Origin of the sequence: Sphingomonas sp. LH128, from assembly GCF_000293195.2 — a bacterium.
Classification (GTDB): Bacteria; Pseudomonadota; Alphaproteobacteria; order Sphingomonadales; family Sphingomonadaceae; genus Novosphingobium; species Novosphingobium resinovorum_A.
This window is the reverse complement of the sequence record NZ_ALVC01000189.1, coordinates 1-7271: the sequence shown is the minus strand read 5'-3', so window position 1 is coordinate 7271 and position 7271 is coordinate 1. Positions and strand designations below refer to the sequence as shown.

The window sequence follows — 7271 nt, the reverse complement described above, 5'->3', positions numbered from 1 at the left end:
CGTCGCCCACTTCGTCGAGCGAAGCACCGGCGTTCACCAGTCTGGTCGCAAGGCTATGACGCAACACATGTGATCCGACGTATGGCGTCACCGGCTTTTGCCCGGTCGCCGCCAGTGCATCCTTGATGATGGCGTTGACGATCTGGCCGTTCTTAAACGCGCGGTGCGGCGCGCGGTGACTGACGAACACGGCTCGGCATGTCGTTGGCCCGCGCTCATCGCGAAGATAGCGGCTCAGCGCGTCCCCGACCTCGCCGGATATCGGCAACCGATCGTGCAACTCGCCCTTGCCGCGCACCATGAGTTCGCCCGCGCGCCAGTCGATATCGTCCAACCGTATCGCGATCACCTCGGGCGCTCGCAACCCGAGCCGCGCCATCAGCAGCAACATCGCATAGTCGCGCGCGGCATGTCGGGGATTGCTGCGCACCGAGCGAAGCACCGCCTCAACGCCATCGGGCGAGAGGTGCCGGGGCAGTCGCGCATCCCAGCGCTGGGCTGTCTTGGGGACGCTGGGTGCGAGATTGGTCGCGGTCGCGCCACGCGCGAACAGATATTGGAAGAAGGTCCGCAGATGCGTCGCTACCGTCTTGTCGCGATAGGGCGTCCGGCGCGCCAGCACTTGCTGCACGAAGCCAGTGATGTCGGCACCGCTCAACCGCGTCAGGTCGATCATTTGCCTGCCGAAGCGATAGTCGAGGAACCGGTTCGCGAAGCCCAGCGTGTGCCTGATCGTGCGCGGGCTCAGGCCCCGTTGTTTGACCAGATAGGCCTCGAAGTCCGCCAACAGCGTGGTCCGCATCACCTCAGCGTCCGTCAGCGGCACAGGCTGCGCCACGCCAATGTCGATGAGATGCGCGGCGAACCGACGCGCCAGATTATGCGGACAAAGCTTCTGACCCTGTTTTCGCGGCACCATCCGTCCCAGCCGTTCGGCCTGATCGAGCGTCAATGCGGAAGGCTCCACGCCTTCAGCGTCCATCAGCCGCCCCAGATTCCGAACGAGATGGCGGTAGGTTTTGAGCGTCCCCGTTTTGTAATTGGCGGCCGCGAAGCTCTCGATGAACGAGTCGAGATAGGGTTCGATGCAAGTGTACTGAGTTTCCGTCATGATCATCGTGCTCCATGTTGTTGGAGCGACGAAGATTATGCCGAATGGGCCAAGCGCGATCATGCCGCCAACCGCGCCTTCTCGCCACGATGCGGCATAATTTGGGTTACGGCATTATGACCCTTATGCCGATATCGGCATAAGGGGCACGCCAGCGGCTATGTGGATCGGCTTGCCCGTCCTACCCTTATTTCCACGAAGCGCGAAGATTATGCGCGTGAGGAACTGGTGGCCGAGCTGGGGGCCGCGTTCGTCAGCGGCGCGATCGGCATCAAATTCCACGACCGCGAGGATCATGCTGCCTATCTGGCAAGCTGGCTGTCTGCCCTTCGCAATGACAAGCGGTGCATCTTCACCGCTGCGCGCCAAGCGCAGGATGCAGCCGACTGGCTGCTGTCACGCATGGGCGCGGAAACCGGCGCACCTCTTGAGGAGGTGGCCTGACGGCTATAGCAGTCCCGGCCCTCAAAGGGTCGGGGCGCGCAGGAAAATCTTGCGCCCCCGTCCCGCAAGCGGGCGGGCGGCTCTGATCCATCTTTTAATGCTTCCGGTGCAAAAGCATCTTTGCGGCCGACAGGACGAGAATGATGGCCAGCATGGGCAGGAGAACCGCTTCGGGCACTATGCCCAGCAGGCGCGCCCCGATGAAGCTCCCAACGATCGAGCCTAGCGCCATCACAATCACGAACACATGATGTCGTCCGATCACGGCAAAGCTACTGTCGCGACTATAGCGCGCGAAGCCGGCGATCATGGTAGGCAAGCTGATCGCGAGCGACAGACTTCCCGCGAGCTTTACATCGACCCCGAACAGCAGGATCAGAGTTGGAATCAGGAGTTCACCACCCGCCACGCCCAGCAGCGCGGCGACAATCCCGATCGCAAAGCCTGCGACAATGCCAGCAACGATCCGCAACGGCCCTTCCCCAACCAGAGCATGTCCGCCGCTAAGGCCGTGGCCAAACACCAACGCCAGCGCGATCATCACCAGCAGGATGCCGATCAACCGGTGAAGTGTTTCGGGGCGCAAGCCGATTGCCCATCCGGCGCCGAACCAAGCGCCGACAAGGCTGCCAGCCAGCAAATTGATAATGACCGGCCAATTGGCGGCAATGTCGCCGAAGGGAACTGTGCCCATGCGAAAAGGCAGCGCGGTCGACACCACGATCAGGCTCATCGCCTTGTTGAGGATTACCGCTTCAAGCGCGGGGAAACCGAACAGCCCCACCAGCAGCGGCAGTCGAAACTCCGCGCCACCCAAGCCGATCAGTCCCCCGAGCGTACCGATTACACCCCCGGCGACGAAGGTCGTCGCCCGATTGCGCGCCGCCGGTGTATCAATCTGCGTCATTGGTTGCCCTTGCGAGTTTCAGCAACGCCTTGCTGCATTTTTCCGGCGGTCTCAAAGTTCAACGGGTATCTATGATCGCGCGCCGCTCCGCCGCAAGCGGGAAAGCGGCGCATGAAGAGTGTATTGGGGGGCTGCTGGAATGGGTGATTTTCACATTACTGTTGCACAAGCCGCAGCGGACACATCCAGCGTTTGGAAAGACTACGGCGTGCCATTCGCAACGGCGATCCTGGGCGCTTTGCTGGCCTATTTCCCATCAAGGCTACTCGCGGGCCGGGCATCGAAAGAACTGATCGTCCGCGACGAGAAAGCGCGCCATGAGGCGGAAGTTGTCGCTGCGCGCAAAGTGTTCATCAAGCTCACCGTGCTGGTGAATGCCATCCTCGATTATCACAACCAGATCGAGGCAATGGTTCTCAAGGCCGAACAGGATGGCAATGGGCAGATGACGATCGCGCAGCGGCTATCGGCCTTTGTCGGCGTCGAACGCGAACCTTCGGTGTCGTTCACGGCGGATGAACTAGAGGTGTTCATTGCGGCCAAGCGGGTCGATTATGTCGATAATCTGGTGCTCTTGTCGCGGCGGCATGGGGCGATGCTGTCCAACCTTGCCGCCTTTGGCCGTATGAAAACGGACCTGCACTACGAACTGGCCAAGTATGGTCATACCATGCGAGACGACGACCTGGTATCGACGACGGCAGGCCGGATGCCAGCGCCGCTGGCAAATTACTTTCGCACGCAGTCGGACGAGCTGAACCTTTACGCGATGGCGATGCGCCAGATGATTACCGTCTTCGCGGACTTCGCGCGCGACGTTGCCAAGGACTACGGGCCTATCACCCGTGATTATCTGGGCGACGATGCGATGCTGGATCTCAGCGAGGAGCCGGCGGCGCCTACCCAGGATCAGTAAGGCATTCAGGGCGCGACCCTGCCGGGCACGGCTCTATCGGCGCGAGCGCCGACCAAGCCACCGTGCCGGCGTCTCGGCCCATGCGGGTGACGATCCTCGCGTGAGGGGGTGTGCCACATGGCACCCCCTTATTGCCGCGCCGTGGCGCGGTGATGCATTTTTAGAACGCTCCCGGCCCTCCCCCGGAGGTCCGCCGCTTAGGGGAACACCAAGGGCTGCTGCCCTTTCGTTCCCGAAGGATAATCGACAGCCCCGTGTGGTCCGCCAAGCGCGGCACCCGACGCCCCGATGGGCGTCGGCCGCGCTAGGGCGGCCTGCCCGCGCCAGGCCATCGATTTTCCTCCTCCCTCCCCATCCCGCTCCTCGCCGGAGAGGCAGAGCCGCATGCCGCAGAGCAAGCGGCTTTCAGCCCCGAAGGAAGGAGAAGAAGGACAATGGCTTACACTCGATACAAGGGCGACCCCTACTGGAAGCGGGCCAAGGTGGACGGGACCAGCGCGGACGGCAGCCCCTACCGCAAAGGCGAGCGCGTGTTCTTCTATCCGCGCACCGGGGCGACCTACGCAGGCGATGCCGCTGCGCGCGCTTCCGCCGAATTTGACGAACTCGCAGCCCTCGAAGGCTGACCTCCCCCCATCATCGACTTCATAGATCAGGAGCAATCATCATGGCTATCATCACCGCCAAGCTGTCGCAGCTTCGTCTCTCCCCGCTCAACCAGCGCCGCGTCAAGCCATCGGCGATCGAGTCCATGGCCGACGACATTCAGGCGCACGGGCTGTTGCAGAACCTTGTCGCCTATGAGGAAGACGGGCTGTTGTGGGTGTTCGCAGGCGGGCGGCGCTATCGCGGCCTCAAGGAACTGGTGAAGCGCAAGAAGGCCAGGAACAGCGATCTTTTCCCCGTCGAGGTGCGCAGCAAGGAAGAGGCTATTGAACTGTCGCTGGCCGAGAACTTCCAGCGCGAGGACATGCACCCTGCGGACAGCATCCGCGCCTTTGCAGCCCTGCGCGATACTGGCATGGACGTCGAGGAAATTGCGGCCCGGTTCGGTCAGGCCGTCAGCTTCGTCTATAAGATGCTGCGCCTTTCCGCATTGGCTCCGGTACTGGTCGACCTGATCGCCAAGGACCAGTTGACCCTTGAAGCGGCCCGCGCGCTCACCCTTACCGACGATCACGACTTCCAAGTTAAGGTTTGCAAGGCAGCGAACGGTCAGGCCCATGCCATCCGCCGGATGCTCACCACCGAAAAGGTCGATACGACCAGCGGCATGTTCCTGTTCGTCGGACGCGAAGCCTATGAGGCGAAGGGCGGCACGATCACCGTGGACCTGTTCAGCCAAGGGGATGAGGGCTTTGCCGACAGCCCCGAACTGGTGCAGGAAATGGCAGAGGAAATGCTGGACGCCATCGCAGCCGACTATCGCAGCATCGGGTGGTATGAGGTGCGCGCCGAAATCGAGCGGCCTTATGACCTCTATATGAAGGGCAGCATGTATCCCGCTACGCGCGAGCCGACCGAGGCCGAAGCGGAGCGCATGGCCGTCCTTGCCGCCGAGATCGAGGCGATTGCCGACGATGAAGGCGAAGACAGCAAGCGGATCGAACCGCTGGTGGACGAGCAGGAAGCGATCATGGAGGGGCAGCGCGCCTTTACGGCCGAACAGGTATCGGTGGGCGGCGTGGCGCTCTGGATTTCGCGAGACGGGACGCTGGGCAAGAGCGTCTATCGCGCCAAGGCCGAACCCAAGCCCAAGGCGAGCCATGACGGGCCGACCCCGCTCTACAGCAATAGCCTGTTCGCCGACCTCTCGCGCATCAAGACGCGGATCGTGCAGGAGGCGGTCGCATCCGACCCGGCGCTGGCGCTCGACATCATGCTGGATAGCCTTGCAGGCCAGTTGCTCCACGGCGCGCATAGCTATCAGATGGCAATCGAAGTGCAGGCCAAGACCATCGGGACGGAGGTTGCAGACGAGTTGATGGCGACCAGCGATGTGCAGGCCGTCGAAGAAGTGATGGCAACCCGCTTTGCTTCCATCCCCGAAGAAGGCCGGTTCGAGGCGATCCGGGCCATGACGGGCGACGCCAAGATGGCGCTACTGGCGGGCCTTGTTGCCATGACCGTGGACGGCACCGTGTTTTCGGGCGGCTCCCCCGGCCAGCGCCATCACCAGTTCGAGCAGATTGCCCGCGCGAGCGGGGTAGACATCGCAGCGCGGTGGAAGGCTCCCATTGCCCTGTTCGACAAGATGCGCCGTGCCGCGTTGATCGATGTGCTGCGCGAAGAAGTGGGCGCGCCGAGCGCGGAGAACTGCGCAACCATCAAGAAGAAGGCCGACCTTGCCGTCAATGTGTCGGAGCGTTTGCCCGCAGGCTGGCTTCCCGCGTCCATGAAGATCGGTGCCTTCGATCAGCGCGCTGGCGGCATGGATCAGGACAGCGACATGATCGACGAAGAGGATATGGCCGAAAACGAAGATGCCTGATTGAATGGGGGGGCTGGTGCAAACCGGCCCCCTTCTCTCCATACCGAGATCCAGTGCGGTGCGGCCCGTCGCCCCGTCGCGCCCGCCATGCCACGGCATGACAGGCGCGCGCTGTTCCTGGCGGAACCGCGCGGGCGCCGCGCGACCAAGGCCGCGCGGCGCCGGGGCAACTATGGAATCCAGAAGATACGGCCTATTTCACAGCAGCCGTTGCCACCAGCTTACGTCGTGCCAGTTCCCGAACTTGCGGCCCACTTCATGATAGATACCGAGCGGTGTGAAACCCATGCTTTCATGCAAAGCGATGCTGCCTTCGTTGGGCAGGGCAATGCCAGCGAACGCCGCGTGAAAGCCGCGCTTGGCAAGGGCAGGTAGCAGCTTGCCATATAGCGCGCGGCCCACACCGCGCCGCCTTGCCCACTCGGCAATGTAGACTGTCACATCGACGGATGTGCGATAGGCCGCGCGAGTGCGGTGCTGGCTGGCATAGGCATAGCCGGCCACCTCGCCATCCAGCTCTGCCACCAGATAGGGATAATCCTGCATGGTGGCCGTTATCCGCGCCGCCATCTCGGCCACGCTGGGCGGCGTTTCCTCGAAGGAAATGGCGGTACGCTCGACCACGGGCGCGTAGATGGCCTGTATGGCGGGCGCATCGGCCGTCGTGGCGGCACGGATAAGAGCCGTTCCATTCATGCGGGCGACCATGACGAGGCGGAAAACATGGCCTCATTCAGGGGAGCGATTTTCCGGTCCGTCAACATCAGTTTCGTCCCACCGCCCAGGCCATGCCGACAGCCCAGATCGTCGCGGGCGCGACCATGACAATGGCCCACGACAAAACCGGCTTCATGAAGCATCGGGCGGCCAGGCCGATAGTGAGTAACGCCACGAAGGGAGCGGCGATCTCGACAGAGACGATGGCGAGGTCGCCAGACTCGTCGAGCGACGTAGGGGCCTCGATAATGAAAGGCAGCATCGCCGCGAAGGGGAGGCAGAAGGCCAAGACCAGCACGCCTGCCATTCCGAAGGCTATGGCGAGCATCTGGATGGCTTCTCGCCACGATGTTCGCCCCTCCCCCATCGCCGTGGACCACTATCTGCCGGAGATCGCGATAGCGGAGTGATCGGTGGCGGGATCAACCGGCACTCCGAGCTGCTTGCGCTCGGAGTAGCGATCGACAAGTTGAACCGCGTGCGGGCGCATCAGGACGGTGAAGCGTACCAGCTCCTCCATCACGTCGACGATGCGGTCATAGTAGCTCGACGGCCTCATGCGGCCTGCTTCGTCAAACTCCTTGTAAGCCATCGCCACGGACGACTGGTTGGGAATGGTGAACATTCGCATCCAGCGGCCCAGCAGGCGAAGCGTGTTCACGGCGTTGAACGACTGCGAGCCGCC

7 protein-coding genes and 2 pseudogenes are annotated in these 7271 nt (G+C 62.7%); 4 read left to right on the top strand and 5 right to left on the bottom strand.

The annotated features are described in order from the left end of the window. The coding region (locus LH128_RS15635; RefSeq protein ID WP_008830629.1) for a tyrosine-type recombinase/integrase at nt 1–1174 on the bottom strand (1174 nt) is incomplete at its 3' end. 93 nt (nt 1175–1267) lie between these two features. Between LH128_RS15635 and LH128_RS34145 the strand changes: the two are divergent. Further along, nucleotides 1268–1555 (top strand): annotated as a pseudogene (locus LH128_RS34145) (zincin-like metallopeptidase domain-containing protein); the annotation flags it as partial. Between the two features lie 94 nt (nt 1556–1649). Here the strand turns inward: LH128_RS34145 and LH128_RS15625 are convergent. Further along, the gene (locus LH128_RS15625) at nt 1650–2462 is read right to left on the bottom strand and encodes a sulfite exporter TauE/SafE family protein (protein ID WP_008830627.1); all 813 of its coding nucleotides are present in this window, start codon (nt 2460–2462) and stop codon (nt 1650–1652) included. A 139-nt stretch (nt 2463–2601) separates the two neighbouring features. On the opposite strand from LH128_RS15625, the gene LH128_RS15620 reads away from it, so the two are divergent. The 3 genes from LH128_RS15620 to LH128_RS15610 all read left to right on the top strand — a co-directional run bounded on the left by LH128_RS15620 (nt 2602) and on the right by LH128_RS15610 (nt 5869). Continuing rightward, the gene (locus LH128_RS15620) at nt 2602–3378 is read left to right on the top strand and encodes a hypothetical protein (protein WP_172705078.1); all 777 of its coding nucleotides are present in this window, start codon (nt 2602–2604) and stop codon (nt 3376–3378) included. Between the two features lie 434 nt (nt 3379–3812). Continuing rightward, the gene (locus LH128_RS15615) at nt 3813–4004 is read left to right on the top strand and encodes a hypothetical protein (RefSeq protein WP_008830625.1); all 192 of its coding nucleotides are present in this window, start codon (nt 3813–3815) and stop codon (nt 4002–4004) included. A 41-nt stretch (nt 4005–4045) separates the two neighbouring features. Further along, nucleotides 4046–5869 (top strand): ParB/RepB/Spo0J family partition protein, encoded by a 1824-nt coding sequence (locus tag LH128_RS15610; RefSeq protein WP_008830624.1) that lies wholly within the window; start codon nt 4046–4048, stop codon nt 5867–5869. 198 nt (nt 5870–6067) lie between these two features. Here LH128_RS15610 and LH128_RS15605 read toward each other — a convergent pair whose 3' ends face one another. The 3 genes and pseudogenes from LH128_RS15605 to LH128_RS15595 form a co-directional block, all read right to left on the bottom strand. Continuing rightward, complete coding sequence (locus LH128_RS15605) at nt 6068–6577, bottom strand: arsinothricin resistance N-acetyltransferase ArsN1 family B (RefSeq protein WP_008830623.1); 510 nt, start codon at nt 6575–6577, stop codon at nt 6068–6070. Between the two features lie 55 nt (nt 6578–6632). Next, nucleotides 6633–6914 carry a hypothetical protein gene (locus LH128_RS15600; RefSeq protein ID WP_008830622.1) on the bottom strand — a complete coding sequence of 94 codons (282 nt, stop codon included), beginning with the start codon at nt 6912–6914 and terminating at the stop codon, nt 6633–6635. 51 nt (nt 6915–6965) lie between these two features. Further along, nucleotides 6966–7271, bottom strand: a pseudogene (locus LH128_RS15595) (arsenical resistance protein ArsH); the annotation flags it as partial.